The organism is Streptococcus sp. BS35b (assembly GCF_000286475.1).
In the GTDB taxonomy this organism is placed as follows: Bacteria; Bacillota; Bacilli; order Lactobacillales; family Streptococcaceae; genus Streptococcus; species Streptococcus oralis_W.
This window is the reverse complement of record NZ_ALKH01000001.1, coordinates 310376-327154: the sequence shown is the minus strand read 5'-3', so window position 1 is coordinate 327154 and position 16779 is coordinate 310376. Positions and strand designations below refer to the sequence as shown.

The 16779-nt window shown below is 41.5% G+C and carries 14 protein-coding genes; 12 read left to right on the top strand and 2 right to left on the bottom strand.

Translation table 11 applies throughout. From position 1 onward, the window contains the following. Positions 1-57 precede the first annotated feature (57 nt). The 9 genes from dnaG to HMPREF1149_RS03750 all read left to right on the top strand — a co-directional run bounded on the left by dnaG (position 58) and on the right by HMPREF1149_RS03750 (position 7694). Complete coding sequence (dnaG, locus tag HMPREF1149_RS03790) at positions 58-1818, top strand: DNA primase (protein ID WP_000227914.1); 1761 nt, start codon at positions 58-60, stop codon at positions 1816-1818. A 2-nt stretch (positions 1819-1820) separates the two neighbouring features. Then, positions 1821-2930: an RNA polymerase sigma factor RpoD gene (rpoD, locus tag HMPREF1149_RS03785; protein ID WP_000201892.1), complete on the top strand. Its 1110-nt coding sequence runs from the start codon at positions 1821-1823 to the stop codon at positions 2928-2930. A gap of 14 nt (positions 2931-2944) precedes the next feature. Then, complete coding sequence (locus HMPREF1149_RS03780; protein WP_000331931.1) at positions 2945-3274, top strand: metal-sulfur cluster assembly factor; 330 nt, start codon at positions 2945-2947, stop codon at positions 3272-3274. 103 nt (positions 3275-3377) lie between these two features. After that, the gene (locus HMPREF1149_RS03775; RefSeq protein WP_324250343.1) at positions 3378-4430 is read left to right on the top strand and encodes a glycosyltransferase family 4 protein; all 1053 of its coding nucleotides are present in this window, start codon (positions 3378-3380) and stop codon (positions 4428-4430) included. Positions 4431-4438: 8 nt separating this feature from the next. Further along, positions 4439-5764 carry a glycosyltransferase family 4 protein gene (locus HMPREF1149_RS03770; protein ID WP_001219470.1) on the top strand — a complete coding sequence of 442 codons (1326 nt, stop codon included), beginning with the start codon at positions 4439-4441 and terminating at the stop codon, positions 5762-5764. 20 nt (positions 5765-5784) lie between these two features. Beyond that, positions 5785-5973, top strand: coding sequence for a PspC domain-containing protein (locus HMPREF1149_RS03765; RefSeq protein ID WP_000735791.1), 189 nt, complete (start codon positions 5785-5787; stop codon positions 5971-5973). A 30-nt stretch (positions 5974-6003) separates the two neighbouring features. Continuing rightward, entirely contained in the window at positions 6004-6138 is a 135-nt protein-coding gene (locus HMPREF1149_RS03760; protein ID WP_000863851.1) for a DUF4044 domain-containing protein, read from the top strand. A gap of 71 nt (positions 6139-6209) precedes the next feature. After that, the gene (gene obgE / locus HMPREF1149_RS03755) at positions 6210-7520 is read left to right on the top strand and encodes a GTPase ObgE (protein ID WP_033606545.1); all 1311 of its coding nucleotides are present in this window, start codon (positions 6210-6212) and stop codon (positions 7518-7520) included. 9 nt (positions 7521-7529) lie between these two features. After that, positions 7530-7694 (top strand): hypothetical protein, encoded by a 165-nt coding sequence (locus tag HMPREF1149_RS03750; protein WP_000502578.1) that lies wholly within the window; start codon positions 7530-7532, stop codon positions 7692-7694. Positions 7695-7729: 35 nt separating this feature from the next. Here HMPREF1149_RS03750 and HMPREF1149_RS03745 read toward each other — a convergent pair whose 3' ends face one another. Together HMPREF1149_RS03745 and HMPREF1149_RS03740 are read right to left on the bottom strand one after the other, a co-directional pair. After that, complete coding sequence (locus HMPREF1149_RS03745) at positions 7730-8200, bottom strand: arginine repressor (RefSeq protein ID WP_001043021.1); 471 nt, start codon at positions 8198-8200, stop codon at positions 7730-7732. 18 nt (positions 8201-8218) lie between these two features. Further along, positions 8219-10492, bottom strand: a complete 2274-nt coding sequence (locus tag HMPREF1149_RS03740) for a Xaa-Pro dipeptidyl-peptidase (protein WP_001212000.1) — start codon at positions 10490-10492, stop codon at positions 8219-8221. Positions 10493-10878: 386 nt separating this feature from the next. Between HMPREF1149_RS03740 and HMPREF1149_RS03735 the strand changes: the two genes are divergently transcribed. From HMPREF1149_RS03735 to pyk, 3 genes are all read left to right on the top strand, one after another. Next, positions 10879-13980 (top strand): DNA polymerase III subunit alpha, encoded by a 3102-nt coding sequence (locus HMPREF1149_RS03735; RefSeq protein ID WP_000561567.1) that lies wholly within the window; start codon positions 10879-10881, stop codon positions 13978-13980. A gap of 81 nt (positions 13981-14061) precedes the next feature. Next, positions 14062-15069 carry a 6-phosphofructokinase gene (gene pfkA, locus HMPREF1149_RS03730; protein WP_000820880.1) on the top strand — a complete coding sequence of 336 codons (1008 nt, stop codon included), beginning with the start codon at positions 14062-14064 and terminating at the stop codon, positions 15067-15069. A gap of 63 nt (positions 15070-15132) precedes the next feature. Continuing rightward, entirely contained in the window at positions 15133-16638 is a 1506-nt protein-coding gene (pyk, locus tag HMPREF1149_RS03725; protein WP_001042797.1) for a pyruvate kinase, read from the top strand. The last annotated feature ends 141 nt before the right edge of the window (positions 16639-16779 follow it).

The following is a 16779-nucleotide window of genomic DNA, read 5'->3' as shown; positions in this document are numbered from 1 at the left end:
TTCAGAAATAAGCTATACTAGTTAACGTAAAACTATGATAACATGGAGGTATTGTGTATGGTTGACAAGCAAGTTATTGAAGAAATCAAAAACAATACCAACATTGTGGAAGTCATAGGCGACGTGATTTCTTTACAAAAGGCTGGACGGAACTATTTAGGGCTCTGTCCTTTTCATGGTGAGAAGACCCCCTCTTTCAACGTTGTGGAAGACAAGCAGTTTTATCATTGCTTCGGCTGTGGTCGTTCAGGAGATGTTTTTAAGTTCATCGAAGAATACCAAGGTGTGTCCTTTATGGAAGCCGTTCAGCTCTTAGGGGAGCGCGTCGGTATTCAACTAGCCATGCCTGTCCAGTCTCGTCCTCAACAAGCTTCTCCCCATCAAGCTCTATATGATATGCATGAAGAAGCTGCTCGTTTTTACCATGCAATTCTCATGACGACCAAGATGGGAGAAGAAGCAAGGGCTTATCTATATAAGCGAGGGTTGACAGACGATGTTCTGAAGCACTTCCAAATTGGACTGGCTCCAGCAGAGAGAACCTATCTTTATCAACGTTTGGCTGACAAGTTTGAGGAAAAAGATTTATTGGATTCGGGCTTGTTTTACCTGTCAGATGGCAATCAATTTTATGATACCTTTTTCGGACGGATCATCTTTCCTTTGACCAATGACAAGGGGCAGGTTATTGCCTTTTCAGGTCGTATCTGGCAAGAAACGGATAGTCAGACTGCTAAGTATAAAAATAGTCGCTCGACTGCAATTTTTAACAAGAGTTACGAATTGTATCATTTGGACAAGGCAAAAAAGGGAACAGGTAAGATCACAGAGCTCTATCTGATGGAAGGCTTCATGGATGTAATCGCAGCCTACCGTGCTGGTATAGAAAATGCTGTAGCTTCCATGGGAACAGCCTTAAGCAAGGAGCATGTTGACCACCTCAAACGCTTTACCAAAAAAATTGTTCTCAGCTATGATGGTGACAAGGCAGGGCAGGCAGCAACAGCCAAGGCTCTAGTGGAATTAAAAGACTTCTCAGTGGAGGTTGTTCGAGTACCTGATGCCATGGACCCAGATGAGTATTTGCAAAAGAATTCTGCTGAAGACCTGGCTTACCTTTTAACCAAGACTCGTATCAGTCCTATAGAGTTCTATATTCACCAGCTAAAGCCTGAAAATAGTGATAACTTACAGGCGCAAATCGAATTCATTGAAAAGATTGCACCCCTAATCGCCAAAGAAAAGTCTATCACTGCCCAGAATTCTTATATCCACATTCTGGCGGATAATCTACCTTCTTTTGATTACCAGCAGGTGGAACAGATAGTAAATGAAAGTCGAATTGTTCAAAGGCAGGAAAGAGTCAAAGAGGAGCAACCTCCAGCAGCGATTAGTTTACCTGTAACGCGGCAACTGACAGCAGTCATGAGAGCAGAGGCTCATCTCCTCTATAGGATGGCTGAGAACCCAGTTGTGTTAAATGACTACCGATTAAGAGAAGATTTTTTCTTTGATACCCCAGAATTTCAGATTCTTTACGAATTATTAAGTGAGCAGGGAGAAATCGGCTCAGAGGAGCTTTCTCATCAGACACCTGAGGTTGAAAATGCTTGGTACCATGTGCTTAGTCTGGATTTGCCAGCTGAGATGTCGCCTCAGGAGCTAGCGGAAGTCGAAGCGACTCGAAACCGTGCTCTCCTCAGCAAGGACAACTTAAGAATTAAAAAGAAAGTGCAGGAAGCTAGTCATGTAGGAGATACAGATACGGCCTTGGAAGAATTGCAACGATTGATTTCCCAAAAGAGAAGAATGGAGTAATAATGGCAACAAAACAAAAAGAAGTAACCACATTTGATGTGCAAGTAGCAGACTTTATCCGTAACCACAAAAAAACAGGAACAGCAACAGATGACGAAATCAATTCAAGTCTGGTTATTCCTTTCACCCTCGATGCAGACGGCATTGAAGACCTTTTGCAACGGATTCAGGATGCTGGAATTTCTATCACAGACAACGAAGGAAATCCAAGTGCGCGTGTGCTTAGTGCAGAAGAGGAACCAGAACTCAGTGATGAGGACTTGATTGGCTCAACTTCTGCCAAGGTCAATGACCCAGTCCGTATGTATTTGAAGGAAATTGGGGTTGTTCCTCTCTTGACCAACGAAGAGGAAAAAGAATTGGCCCTAGCAGTTGAAGCAGGTGATATCGAAGCCAAACAACGTCTTGCAGAAGCCAACCTTCGTTTGGTGGTTTCCATTGCTAAGCGCTACGTAGGGCGTGGCATGCAGTTTCTTGACTTGATCCAAGAAGGAAACATGGGTTTGATGAAGGCAGTTGACAAATTTGACTATTCTAAAGGATTCAAGTTCTCAACTTACGCAACTTGGTGGATTCGTCAGGCGATTACCCGTGCCATTGCTGACCAGGCCCGTACTATTCGTATCCCTGTCCACATGGTTGAAACCATTAACAAGCTTGTCCGTGAACAGCGGAATCTCCTTCAAGAATTGGGACAAGATCCAACTCCTGAACAAATTGCTGAGCGTATGGATATGACACCTGACAAGGTGCGTGAAATCTTGAAAATCGCCCAAGAGCCAGTATCACTTGAAACACCGATTGGTGAAGAGGACGATAGCCATCTTGGGGACTTTATCGAAGACGAAGTGATTGAAAATCCCGTAGACTACACAACTCGTATCGTTTTGCGTGAGCAGTTGGATGAAGTTTTGGATACTCTTACAGACCGTGAAGAAAACGTCTTGCGCTTGCGCTTCGGTTTGGACGATGGGAAAATGCGTACTCTTGAAGATGTTGGTAAAGTCTTTAACGTGACTCGTGAGCGTATCCGTCAGATCGAGGCCAAGGCTTTGAGAAAATTGCGCCAACCAAGTCGCAGCAAACCCCTTCGTGATTTTATTGAAGACTAAGAGTGAGGAATAACATGGCTTATACAGAAGAGCAAATTGAAACGATCAAAACACGCATTTTAAATGCTTTGGAAGAAGTCATCGACCCTGAGTTGGGAATTGATATTGTCAACCTAGGTTTGATTTATGAAATTCGTTTTGATGGTGAAACAGGTCACACGGAAATTGATATGACCTTGACAACTATGGGCTGCCCACTGGCTGACCTCTTAACAGACCAGATACACGATGCGATGACAGAGGTGCCTGAGGTAACCAATATCGAAGTCAAATTGGTCTGGTATCCAGCCTGGACGGTTGAAAAAATGAGTCGCTATGCGCGTATCGCCCTAGGAATTAAGTAATCGATTGGAAAATTACGAGAGACGATTGGAAAAGAGAGGGGCTCCTCCATTTTCCTCTGGTCTCTTCTTTCTTTTACTGATTTTCTTGAAATAAAATGGTATAATGAGTAATATGGAAAACAAAAAATTGCGTATTAATATGCTAAGTTCAAGTGAAAAAGTGGCTGGTCAAGGAGTGTCAGGAGCCTACCGTGAATTAGTGAGTCTCCTTCATCGTGATGCCAAAGATCAGTTGATTGTTACGGAGAATCTTCCTGTAGAGGCAGATGTAACCCACTTTCACACCATTGATTTCCCTTATTATTTATCCACATTTCAAAAGAAACGCTCTGGGAGAAAAGTTGGCTATGTGCATTTCTTGCCTGAGACACTCGAGGGGAGTTTGAAAATCCCATTTTTCTTAAAAGGAATTGTCAAACGCTATGTTTTTTCCTTTTACAATCGGATGGAACACTTGGTGGTGGTCAATCCCATGTTTATCGAGGATTTAGTGGCTGCGGGTATTCCACGAGAAAAAATAACTTATATTCCAAATTTTGTAAACAAAGAAAAATGGCATCCATTACCAGCTGAACAAGTTGCACAACTTCGTGAAGAAATGGATCTCGCAAAAGATCAGTTTGTCGTGGTTGGTGCGGGCCAGGTTCAGAAACGAAAAGGGATAGATGATTTTATCCGTCTTGCTGAAGAATTGCCAGAAATTACCTTTATCTGGGCTGGTGGTTTTTCATTTGGCGGGATGACAGATGGTTATGAACGCTATAAGAAGATTATGGACAATCCACCTAAAAATCTAATTTTCCCAGGTATTGTGTCACCGGAGAGGATGCGGGAACTGTATGCTTTAGCTGATTTGTTCTTATTACCTAGCTATAATGAACTATTCCCTATGACCATCTTAGAGGCAGCTAGTTGCGAGGCTCCTATTATGTTAAGGGATTTGGACCTGTATAAGGTCATTCTTGAGGGAGATTATCGTGCTACAAGTGATGTCTCTGAGATGAGAGAAGCAATCCTAGAATATAAAGAAAATCCTGAAGCATTGAGAGAATTGAAAGAAAAAGCGAAAAGGATATCCAAGCAGTATTCAGAAGAGCGTTTACTAGGAATTTGGTTAAAATTTTATCGGGAACAGGCTGCTCTAGGTAAAAAGTGAGGTAATCTATGCGAATTGGTTTATTTACAGACACCTATTTTCCTCAGGTTTCCGGGGTTGCGACCAGTATTCGAACCTTGAAGACAGAGCTTGAGAAGCAAGGCCATGCAGTTTTTATCTTTACAACAACAGATAAAGATGTGAACCGCTACGAGGATTGGCAAATTATTCGAATTCCGAGTGTTCCTTTCTTTGCATTTAAAGATCGACGATTTGCCTATCGAGGTTTTACAAAGGCACTTGAAATCGCCAAGCAGTATCAACTCGATATCATTCATACCCAGACAGAATTTTCACTTGGTTTGTTAGGGATTTGGATTGCACGAGAATTGAGAATTCCTGTTATCCATACCTATCATACCCAGTACGAAGACTATGTGCATTATATTGCTAAGGGGATGTTGATTCGTCCAAGTATGGTAAAATATCTGGTACGTGGTTTCCTTCGTGATGTAGATGGAGTAATCTGTCCTAGTGAGATTGTTCGGGACCTTTTATCTAAATACAAAGTGAAGGTTGAAAAACGTGTCATTCCAACCGGAATTGAGCTAGCTAAGTTTGAACGACCTGAGATTAAAGAGGAAAACTTGCAAGAACTTCGTTCGAAGTTAGGTATTCAGGAAGGCGAGAAAATGCTACTGAGTCTTTCTCGTATCTCCTTTGAGAAGAATATCCAAGCAGTCCTAGATGCTTTTGCTGAAGTATTGAAAGAAGAAGATAAGGTGAAGCTGGTCGTTGCTGGAGACGGTCCTTATCTGGACAGTCTGAAAGAGCAAGCAGTGAAATTAAACCTGCAAAAACATGTGATTTTTACAGGTATGATTGCTCCAAGCGAGACAGCCTTATACTATAAGGCTGCAGATTTCTTCATCTCTGCCTCTACGAGTGAAACTCAGGGCTTAACCTATCTAGAAAGTCTAGCCAGTGGAACGCCTGTTATCGCTCATGGCAACCCCTATCTTGAAAATCTGATCAATGATAAAATGTTTGGTACCCTCTACTATGGAGAACGAGAGCTTGCAGGAGCTATCCTTGAAGCATTAATCGCTACTCCGGATATGTCTGAACAAAAGTTGGCGGATAAGTTGTACGAAATTTCGGCTGAGAACTTTGGAAAACGAGTACATGAGTTTTACCTTGATGCCATTATCTCAAATAACTTTGAACATGAATTGCATGATGGAAAACCTGTCAGTCAGCGCTTTTTGAAAACGATTTTATATCTACCCCAACAGGCTGTTACAAGTCCAGTAAAAGAGTCTAAGCGTATTTTACGGGCTTCTCGGAAGCAATTATCCAGCATCAGAGATTATTGGAAAGATGAATTCAAATAATAGAATAAGAGGAAAATATTATGAAAAAATTAATGCGAAGTGGAAAAAATCAAATAATTGGTGGAGTTTGTGCAGGAGTTGCCCATTATTTTGATATTGACCCAACAATTGTTCGTGTTGTTTGGGGTGTTCTTGCATTTTGTTATGGAGCAGGAATCCTTGCTTACATCATTTTATGGGTGGTTGCACCGGTTTCAACAGACTATTAATTTAGAATTATAAAGTGAAAAGGAGAAGTTATGGCTTTTGGAGATAATGGAAAACGTAAAAAAACATTGTTTGAGAAAGTGACACTTGTTGTCGTGCTCATCATGTTGTTTGTAACCCTTGCTGGTATCTTTGCAACTGCGCTTGGAGCTTTTAGCAGATTCTAAGCAAGCTGCGAGAATAGAAACAATAACTAATGACTGGGTTCTCCCCAGCCTTTTTAAAGTGAGAAGAAAATATGAGTATGTTTTTAGATACAGCCAAGATCAAGGTCAAGGCTGGTAATGGTGGCGATGGCATGGTTGCCTTTCGTCGTGAAAAATATGTCCCTAATGGCGGTCCGTGGGGTGGTGATGGTGGACGTGGAGGTAACGTTGTTTTCGTGGTAGACGAAGGCTTACGTACCTTGATGGATTTCCGCTATAACCGTCATTTCAAGGCTGATTCCGGTGAAAAAGGGATGACCAAAGGAATGCATGGACGTGGTGCAGAAGACCTTCGTGTTCGTGTGCCACAGGGAACTACTGTACGTGATGCAGAAACAGGTAAAGTCATTACAGACTTGATTGCACATGGTCAAGAATTTATCGTGGCTCACGGCGGTCGAGGCGGTCGTGGGAATATCCGTTTTGCAACACCAAAAAATCCTGCGCCTGAAATCTCTGAGAATGGAGAACCAGGTCAAGAACGTGAGTTACAACTGGAATTGAAGATTCTAGCGGATGTTGGTCTAGTCGGTTTCCCATCTGTCGGAAAGTCAACTTTGCTCAGTGTCATCACTTCAGCCAAACCCAAAATTGGTGCTTACCACTTTACGACGATTGTCCCTAATTTGGGAATGGTTCGTACGCAGTCAGGTGAATCTTTTGCAGTAGCAGACCTTCCAGGTTTGATTGAAGGTGCCAGTCAAGGTGTTGGTCTTGGAACCCAGTTCCTTCGACATATCGAACGCACTCGAGTTATCCTCCATGTCATCGATATGTCTGCTAGCGAAGGTCGTGATCCTTATGAGGATTACCTTGCTATCAATAAGGAATTGGAATCCTATAACCTTCGTCTCATGGAACGTCCGCAGATCATCGTTGCCAACAAGATGGATATGCCTGAAAGTCAGGAAAATCTTAAAGCCTTCAAGGAAAAGTTGGCAGCAAACTACGACGAGTTTGAGGAACTTCCAGCCATCTTCCCTATTTCTGGATTGACCAAGCAAGGTTTGGCTACACTTTTGGATGCGACAGCTGAATTGTTAGACAAGACTCCAGAATTTCCGATTTATGATGAATCCGATATGGAAGAAGAGGCATACTACGGCTTTGATGAGGAAGAAAAAGCCTTTGAGATTAGTCGTGATGATGATGCGACATGGGTACTTTCTGGTGAAAAACTCATGAAACTCTTTAACATGACCAACTTTGACCGTGACGAATCAGTTATGAAATTTGCTCGCCAGCTTCGTGGTATGGGGGTTGACGAAGCCCTTCGTGCGCGTGGAGCCAAAGATGGTGATTTGGTCCGAATCGGTAAATTTGAGTTTGAATTTGTAGACTAGGAGATTGATATGGGAGATAAACCGATATCATTCCGAGATGCAGATGGAAATTTTGTTTCTGCAGCAGATGTGTGGAATGAAAAGAAACTAGAAGAATTGTTTAATCGTCTCAACCCTAAACGTGCTCTTCGATTGGCACGTACAAAGAAAGAAGAAACACAGTCAAAGAAATAAAAAATTCCCGTGATCTTTTGATCACGGGATTTGTTTTATTCACCAAAGAAAAATGGTGGTGCGTATTTTTTAAGGCTTTCAAAACAAGCTTGCGCTTTTGTAGCATCTTTACAGATAATCATGCAGACATCATCTCCACAAAGCGTTGCAATGACATCTGGAAAGTCCAAGGAATCAATTACAGATCCAAACGATTGGGCTAAACCGGGTAAAGTTTTCAAAATAACCTGGTGTTGGACAGGACGCAACATAACAAGAGCATCTTCCATATAATTTTCGAGACGTTTTTCCCACTTGGAGATAGAGCCTGTATTTAACACGTAGTAAGAATTATCTTCTTCTCGTACTTTTGAAAGGTTCATGGTTTTGATATCGCGTGATAAGGTAGCCTGTGTAACCTGGATATCGTTTTCGGCTAACAAGGCTTGCAATTCTGCTTGGGTATGGATTTTATTTTTTGAAACGAGGGCACGAATAAGTTGATGTCTGTGTTCAGATTTGTTCATAAGTGTTAATAGCTCCTTTTATGAGGGAATAGTGATAGTAGACTGTGCTAAATCAACAGTCAAGTGATAGTCTGTATTATCTCGAACTGTAATCTCAAAGTCTGTTGTGTAGAGAACCAAGCGGAGAGTGTCTCCCTCTTTAAGTCTGTAAATAGTTGGTTGAAGCTCTAGCTTGAAGTCCATCCATTCATTTGGTTGAATTTCTTCGATTGTCAAGAGATCATTTCGGTTTTGAAGATTGAGGTAGCCTTTAGTGATAACACGTTGGGCACTTGGATTGAATGGCAGTTCACAGAGATTTTCTAACATGTGGTAACGACCATTGTCAATCGTTCGAACTGATTGAACTGCTGGATAGGGTTGAAGGTACTTCTGTTGTCCTAGTTGGAGGACTTGAGCAGACAATAATCCCTTATTTGTACTTGATTTGACACGAAGTTTCAGGTCCACTCGACCATTTAAGTGAATGTCTTTAGTCACCGGAAGGTCAATGGTGATTTGATTGGCTTTTCCTTGGTAAAGTTCAGTGTTGAAGGTCTGGTAAGTCTTTCCATAACGTTCAAAATCTTTTTGATCATACTGGTTTTGAATCACTTTTTCTTCAGTTCCAAGAGAGAAGGTATGCAGTTCGTCCTGTTTGTCAAAGTTATCAAGTCTCTGCCAAGTTTGCGGTGCGGTATTGTCCTGCCAGATGACAGTCGGAAGTTGATAGCCTGAGTCAAGTCCTAACAATTTCTTACTCAACAAGGCATTCATGGACTCGCGGAAGTCAATTGACTGCCAGTTGTTCATATAGACATGGGCACCATGATGGAAAAAGAGGTGCTTGTTAATATGAGGTGGAAGAGCATGAAACATCTGGTAAACATGAAGAGGTTTGACGTTCCAATCTTGAGAACCATGCGTAAAGACGACCTCAGCTTGAACCTTATGAGCATTGAGCAGATAGTTGCGGTCATGCCAAAACTGATTGTAGTCACCAGTCTTGCGATCGAGTTTCTCTTTAACCTTTTCTAAGTCTGCTTGATGAGCTTCATTGGCACGAATATAGTCACCGGCTTGGAGGTTGCGAGAGTAGGTCAATTCAGCAAGTGAGTCAAAATCCTCACCTGGATAGCCACCTGGGTTAGTCACCAAACCATTTTCTCGATAGTAGTTGTACCAAGAGGAAATACCTGCTTCAGCGATAATGACCTCTAAGCCATCAACACCAGTGGTGGCGAGACCATTGGACATGGTGCCTAGATAGGAAATTCCTGTTGTTGCAACTTTGCCGTTTGACCAATCAGCCTTGACTTGCCGTTTGCGTGTGTGGTCTGTGAAAGCACGGCAATGACCATTAAGCCAGTCAATCACGTTTTTATATGCTTCAATTTGCTGGTAGTCCCCATTGGTCATGAGACCTTGAGAATCTTTAGTTCCAACACCCGATACATAGAGATTGGCAAATCCTCGTGGGAGGAAGTAGTCGTTGAGAGTGTATGAGCTATTGATATGAGCTAACTTTTCTTTAGCTTCAGAGACGAGTTCAGCTTGGCCGATAGGCTCGACTAAATTCAGCTTGGGCTCCTCAAGCTGAATGGTGTGGGCAGGTTTGACCTCAAGCTCCCCTTCCATTTTGTAGAGAGCTTTATCGCTAGCTTTGACGTTGGTCCCTTGGTGATAAGGGCTGGCAGTCATAACTGAAGGAATTTGTCCATCATAACACGGGCGAATAATGCTGACCTTGACTAAGTCAGGGAGACCGTCTTTATCAGTATCCACACGGCTCTCGACATACACGACTTCACGAATGACATCATGAGTAGAGAAGGTTGCCAAGCTCTTACCGTTAAAGTAGTGGTAGTGATTGTCTTCTGAAATGAGTCCGTCACTAACAAGTTGGTCGATGAGCGTATTTCCTTTTTTCGTTCGCGTATTGAGTAACTGATAAAGATTTTCGATGAGATCTCCATAAACAATAGGAAATCCAGTTTCTTTACGGAATTGTTCGGCGTCCTCAAAGTCAACAAGATAGTTAAACCCTAAAAGTTGAAAAACTACCGTGTAGAAAACATCAGCAGTTAAATCACGCTCTGATTGGAAAAAAGTTAATAGATCTGTTTCGTTATCCGCGGCTAAAGTGGATAAGACATAATCCGTGTTAGAATAAGTGAAAAAACTCCAGCGGATGAAGTCTTCAAATTGCTTTTTTAAGGGCAGTTGAGGGGACAATTCCAGACCAAGACTTGCTAATTCATCTAATTGTTGAGAACTAGAGGTCGGAAGATAGCTAAATTGATTAAAACGCATGGTTCTCTCCTTTGAAAACAGACTGAATTTATTATATCAAAAAATAAGGAAAAATGGAATAAATAAACTTTGATGCAAGAAATTTCGTGAAGCGGAATACCTATTTAGTAAGTTATTATAAAATGATGAATAAATACTATAATAAAAAGCCCTTTCTTAGAATTTTTTATATGTGAAATTGCATATAGAGTCCGGCTTTATTATACTTTACTTAGTATAAAAATGTCTAAAATGACATTCAAATCTATCTTATGATATTAAAAATTAAAGGGAAGAAAGACGGAGAGGTTGTAAATGCTGATGTTGAAAAGAAAGCATCCGAGTTGCTTCAATATCCAACTTAAAATGGTATAATAGTAGTAAAACGAAAGCAAGGAGGAGAAGAAATGATTGCACAGCTCGACACCAAGACTGTTTATAGTTTTATGGGAAGTGTGGTTTCGATTGAAAAATATGTACAAATGGCTAAAGAATACGGCTATTCTCACCTTGCTATCATGGATGTGGATAATCTCTATGGAGCCTATCATTTTCTAGAAGCAACTCGTAAGCATGGCATTCAACCTTTAATTGGTTTAGAAATGACCTTGGTCAAAGATGAGGAGAATCTCTCTCTACGTTTTCTAGCCCTATCCACTAAAGGTTATCAAGAGTTGATGAAGTTATCCACTTTAAAAATGACTGGACGGAAAAATTGGTCTGACTTCACCTCCCACCTCGAAGATGTTGCTATTATTGTTCCCTATTTTAATGGGGTCGAACAGCTGGATTTAGGGCATGATTATTTTATCGGTGTCAGTCCAGATACTCCTCAAGAAGCCTTTACTAGACCCATTCTTCCACTGTATCAAGTCAACTCTTTTGAAAAAGAAGATATCCAAGTTTTACAAATCTTGTCAGCAGTCAAGGATAATGTCAGCCTAAGAGAAGTGGATCTGCATTCACAACAAGGAATATTTCTACCTGCCTCAGACTTGGAAGCACGTTTTATGAATCGCTTCCCTCAGGCGCTTGCCAATCTCCAGGATTTGATAGAGAATGTAAGCTATCAAATCGACCCAAGTTTAAAACTTCCTCGCTTTAATCCTGAAAGACCAGCAGTAGAAGAACTTCGAGAGAGGGCTGAGCAAGGCTTGAGTGACAAGGGGCTAACCTCGGCTCTCTATCGTGAGCGACTAAATGAAGAATTGGCTGTGATTCATGATATGGGCTTTGACGACTATTTCCTTGTAGTTTGGGATTTGCTCCGTTTTGGACGTTCCCAAGGATATTATATGGGAATGGGGCGTGGTTCTGCGGTTGGTAGTCTGGTGGCTTACTCACTGGATATTACAGGAATCAACCCGGTTGAAAAGAACTTGATTTTCGAACGCTTTTTAAATCGTGAGCGCTACACCATGCCTGATATCGATATCGACATCCCTGACCTCTATAGACCAGAGTTCATTCGCTATGTTCGTGATCGCTATGGTAGTCAACACGTGGCACAGATTGTCACTTATTCGACCTTTGGAGCAAAACAGGCAATTCGTGATGTTTTTAAACGTTATGGCGTTCCAGAGTACGAATTAACCAATATTACGAAAAAAATCAGTTTCCGAGATACGCTAACGACAGCCTATGAAAAGAATTTGCAGTTTAGGCAGATTATCAATAGCAAGATTGAATACCAAAAAGCTTTTGAGATTGCTCGAAAGATTGAAGGGTATCCTCGTCAGACCTCTATCCATGCGGCAGGAGTTGTTATGAGTGACCAAGACCTGACAGACTATATTCCACTTAAATACGGTGAGGATATGCTGATCACTCAATATGATGCACATGCAGTTGAAGCTAATGGCCTTTTAAAAATGGATTTCCTAGGTCTGCGTAACTTAACTTTTGTCCAAAAAATGCAGGAATTACTGGCTGAGTCAGAAGGTATTCATCTGAAAATCGAAGAGATTGATTTGGAAGACAAGGAAACTCTTGCCCTCTTTGCTGCTGGAAATACCAAGGGGATTTTCCAATTTGAACAACCTGGTGCCATTCGACTCTTGAAACGAGTTCAGCCACAAGTCTTTGAAGAGGTAGTAGCCACAACCTCCCTCAACAGACCAGGGGCTAGTGATTATATTGATAACTTTGTCGCTCGGAAGCACGGCAAAGAAAAGGTGACGGTGCTGGATCCTGTCTTGGAGGACATTCTGTCATCAACTTATGGTATTATGCTCTATCAAGAGCAGGTCATGCAGGTAGCTCAGCGATTTGGAGGCTTCAGCCTTGGTAAAGCTGATATTCTCAGACGAGCCATGGGTAAGAAAAATGCTAAAGAGATGCATTTAATGAAGGAAGATTTTATCTCTGGAGCTATGAAATTGGGGCATACAGAAGAAAAGGCCAACCAAGTTTTTGCAGTGATGGAAAAGTTTGCAGGCTATGGATTTAACCGATCCCACGCATATGCCTACTCAGCCCTAGCTTTCCAGCTTGCTTATTTCAAGACACACTATTCCGCTATTTTCTTCCAAGTCATGTTGAATTATTCCAGTAGCGATTACATTGTGGATGCATTGCAGATGGGCTTTGAAGTAGCCCCGTTAGCAATCAATAGCATTCCCTATCATGACAAGATTGCTCAGAAGAAAATATATCTTGGTCTAAAAGCCATTAAGGGCATGCCAAGAGATTTTTCTTACTGGATCATCGAAAATCGTCCTTTCTCAAGCATTGAAGATTTTGTCACACGTCTTTCCAAGAATTACAAGAAACTGTCGCTTTTGACTCCTTTGGTTGAACTAGGGCTTTTTGATGAATTTGACAAGAATCGCCAGAAAGTCTTAGTGAACCTACCAAACTTATTTGTTTTTGTTGAGGAGTTAGGTGGACTCTTTGCGGATACAACCTATAGTTGGACTGAAGCTGATGATTTTACTGAGGCGGAGAAATTTTACAAGGAGCAGGAACTGATTGGGGTAGGTATCAGTGCCCATCCTCTCCAAACTCTTGCCAAACAAGCCCTATATCCGACGACGCCAATCACTAATCTAACCGAGGGAGCTCAAGCTACTCTCCTAGTTGAAGTGCAAAAACTAAAAGTGATTCGAACCAAGAAGGGCGAGAACATGGCTTTCCTACAGGTTCATGACAGTAAGTCTCGGATGGATGTGACTGTATTTTCAGATCAATATAGAAAATTCGCCCCCATCCTCTCCGAAGGGAAATTTTACTATATCAATGGGAAGGTTCAATCTCGAGATGGTCGTCTGCAAATGATTGCACAAGATTTGAAGGAAGCAGTAGCGGAACGATTCTGGATTCAAGTTAAAAATCATGAATACGATAAAGAGATTTCAAATATCCTAGAACAATACAAAGGCCCAATTCCTGTCATTATCAGGTATGAAGAGGAGCAAAAAACAGTTGTTTCTACACGGCATTTTGTAAAAAAAGAGCCTGCTTTACAGGAGAAATTAAAGGAAATTACCATGAAAACGATTTATCACTAAAAATACGAAAAATAGAAGAATTTTCGATTTAAATGTGGTATAATCAGTAAGAATGTTAAAAGGAAAAGGAGCAAAAACCAAATGAAACGTATTGCTGTTTTGACCAGTGGTGGAGACGCCCCTGGTATGAATGCTGCCATCCGTGCAGTAGTTCGCCAAGCAATCTCAGAAGGAATGGAAGTTTTTGGTATCTATGATGGGTATGCAGGTATGGTTGCCGGCGAAATTTATCCACTTGATGCTGCTTCAGTAGGAGACATCATTTCCCGTGGTGGTACTTTCCTTCACTCTGCTCGTTACCCTGAGTTTGCACAACTTGAAGGTCAACTTAAAGGGATTGAGCAGTTGAAAAAACACGGTATCGAAGGTGTCGTTGTTATCGGTGGTGATGGTTCTTATCACGGAGCTATGCGCTTGACTGAGCATGGATTCCCTGCTATCGGACTTCCAGGTACAATCGATAACGATATCGTAGGTACTGACTTCACAATCGGATTTGATACCGCAGTTACTACTGCAATGGATGCAATCGATAAGATTCGTGATACATCATCAAGTCACCGTCGTACTTTCGTTGTTGAAGTAATGGGACGTAATGCTGGTGATATCGCACTTTGGGCAGGTATTGCAACTGGTGCTGATGAAATCATTATCCCTGAAGAAGGCTTCAAGATGGAAGATATCGTAGCTAGTATCAAAGCTGGTTATGAATGTGGTAAAAAACACAACATCATCGTTTTGGCCGAGGGAGTTATGTCAGCCGATGAATTCGGTAAGAAACTCAAGGAAGCAGGAGATACTAGTGACCTTCGTGTGACTGAGCTTGGACATATCCAACGTGGTGGTTCACCAACCGCTCGTGACCGTGTATTAGCGTCACGTATGGGAGCACACGCTGTTAAACTTCTTAAACAAGGAATCGGTGGTGTCGCTGTTGGTATCCGTAACGAAAAAATGGTTGAAAACCCAATTCTTGGAACAGCAGAAGAAGGAGCCTTGTTCAGCCTGACAGCTGATGGCAAAATCGTTGTTAACAACCCTCACAAAGCTGACCTTGGACTTGCTAGCTTGAACAAGAGCTTGTCATAATCAACTTTAACTAATCTGGTAAAATGACCATAAAGGTCAAATTATATAAAGGAGTCACAAATCATGAATAAACGTGTAAAAATCGTTGCAACTTTGGGTCCTGCGGTTGAAATCCGTGGTGGGAAAAAATTCGGTGATGACGGATACTGGGGTGAAAAACTTGACGTTGAAGCTTCAGCAAAAAACATTGCTAAATTGATTGAAGCAGGAGCTAACACTTTCCGTTTCAACTTCTCACACGGTGACCACCAAGAACAAGGTGAACGTATGGCAACTGTTAAACTTGCAGAAAAACTTGCAGGTAAAAAAGTTGGTTTCCTTCTTGATACTAAAGGACCAGAAATCCGTACTGAATTGTTCGAAGGTGAAGCTAAAGAGTACTCATACAAAACTGGTGAAAAAATCCGTGTTGCAACTAAACAAGGAATCAAATCAACTCGTGAAGTGATTGCTTTGAACGTTGCTGGTGCTCTTGACATCTATGATGACGTTGAAGTTGGTCGCCAAGTATTGGTTGACGATGGTAAACTTGGTCTTCGCGTTGTGGAAAAAGACGATGCAACTCGTGAATTTGTAGTTGAAGTTGAAAATGACGGTGTGATCGCTAAACAAAAAGGTGTAAACATCCCTAACACTAAAATTCCTTTCCCAGCTCTTGCTGAACGTGATAACGATGATATCCGCTTTGGTCTTGAACAAGGTATTAACTTCATCGCGATTTCATTCGTTCGTACTGCAAAAGACGTTAACGAAGTTCGTGCAATCTGTGAAGAAACTGGTAACGGCCACGTTCAATTGTTCGCTAAAATCGAAAACCAACAAGGTATCGAAAACTTGGATGAAATCATTGAAGCTGCTGACGGTATCATGATCGCTCGTGGTGACATGGGTATCGAAGTACCATTCGAAATGGTTCCAGTTTACCAAAAAATGATTATCACTAAAGTGAACGCAGCAGGTAAAGTTGTTATCACAGCAACAAACATGCTTGAAACAATGACTGAAAAACCACGTGCAACTCGTTCAGAAGTATCAGACGTATTTAACGCTGTTATCGACGGAACTGACGCAACAATGCTTTCAGGTGAGTCTGCAAATGGTAAATACCCACTTGAGTCAGTAGCAACAATGGCTACAATTGACAAGAACGCACAAACTCTTCTTAATGAATACGGACGTTTGAACTCAGATACTTTCGAACGTAACTCTAAGACAGAAGTTATGGCTTCAGCTGTTAAAGACGCTACTAACTCAATGGACATCAAATTGGTTGTAACTCTTACTAAGACAGGTCACACAGCACGTTTGATTTCTAAATACCGTCCAAATGCTGATATCTTGGCATTGACATTTGACGAATTGACAGAACGTGGATTGATGTTGAACTGGGGTGTTATCCCAATGTTGACAGATGCTCCATCATCAACTGACGATATGTTCGAAATCGCTGAACGTAAAGCAGTTGAAGCAGGTCTTGTACAATCTGGTGACGATATCGTTATCGTTGCAGGTGTACCAGTTGGAGAAGCTGTTCGTACAAACACAATGCGCATCCGTACAGTACGCTAATCTAACATTAAAACCTATCATTCAAGCTGAACAGCTTGAATGATAGGTTTTTTTATCGAAATGGAATGTTTAATCAATAGGAATGGGAAAAAATTGAAAATTGTGGTATAATAGAACGAAAAGACCTTTTTAGTAAATTTT

What these genes read in the sequence shown, in the direction of transcription:
- dnaG (WP_000227914.1), top strand. Translation starts at nt 58, where the DNA reads ATGGTTGACAAGCAAGTTATTGAAGAAATCAAAAACAATACCAACATT.
- rpoD (WP_000201892.1), top strand. Translation starts at nt 1,821, where the DNA reads ATGGCAACAAAACAAAAAGAAGTAACCACATTTGATGTGCAAGTAGCA.
- HMPREF1149_RS03780 (WP_000331931.1), top strand. Translation starts at nt 2,945, where the DNA reads ATGGCTTATACAGAAGAGCAAATTGAAACGATCAAAACACGCATTTTA.
- HMPREF1149_RS03775 (WP_324250343.1), top strand. Translation starts at nt 3,378, where the DNA reads ATGAGTAATATGGAAAACAAAAAATTGCGTATTAATATGCTAAGTTCA.
- HMPREF1149_RS03770 (WP_001219470.1), top strand. Translation starts at nt 4,439, where the DNA reads ATGCGAATTGGTTTATTTACAGACACCTATTTTCCTCAGGTTTCCGGG.
- HMPREF1149_RS03765 (WP_000735791.1), top strand. Translation starts at nt 5,785, where the DNA reads ATGAAAAAATTAATGCGAAGTGGAAAAAATCAAATAATTGGTGGAGTT.
- HMPREF1149_RS03760 (WP_000863851.1), top strand. Translation starts at nt 6,004, where the DNA reads ATGGCTTTTGGAGATAATGGAAAACGTAAAAAAACATTGTTTGAGAAA.
- obgE (WP_033606545.1), top strand. Translation starts at nt 6,210, where the DNA reads ATGAGTATGTTTTTAGATACAGCCAAGATCAAGGTCAAGGCTGGTAAT.
- HMPREF1149_RS03750 (WP_000502578.1), top strand. Translation starts at nt 7,530, where the DNA reads ATGGGAGATAAACCGATATCATTCCGAGATGCAGATGGAAATTTTGTT.
- HMPREF1149_RS03745 (WP_001043021.1), bottom strand. Translation starts at nt 8,200, where the DNA reads ATGAACAAATCTGAACACAGACATCAACTTATTCGTGCCCTCGTTTCA.
- HMPREF1149_RS03740 (WP_001212000.1), bottom strand. Translation starts at nt 10,492, where the DNA reads ATGCGTTTTAATCAATTTAGCTATCTTCCGACCTCTAGTTCTCAACAA.
- HMPREF1149_RS03735 (WP_000561567.1), top strand. Translation starts at nt 10,879, where the DNA reads ATGATTGCACAGCTCGACACCAAGACTGTTTATAGTTTTATGGGAAGT.
- pfkA (WP_000820880.1), top strand. Translation starts at nt 14,062, where the DNA reads ATGAAACGTATTGCTGTTTTGACCAGTGGTGGAGACGCCCCTGGTATG.
- pyk (WP_001042797.1), top strand. Translation starts at nt 15,133, where the DNA reads ATGAATAAACGTGTAAAAATCGTTGCAACTTTGGGTCCTGCGGTTGAA.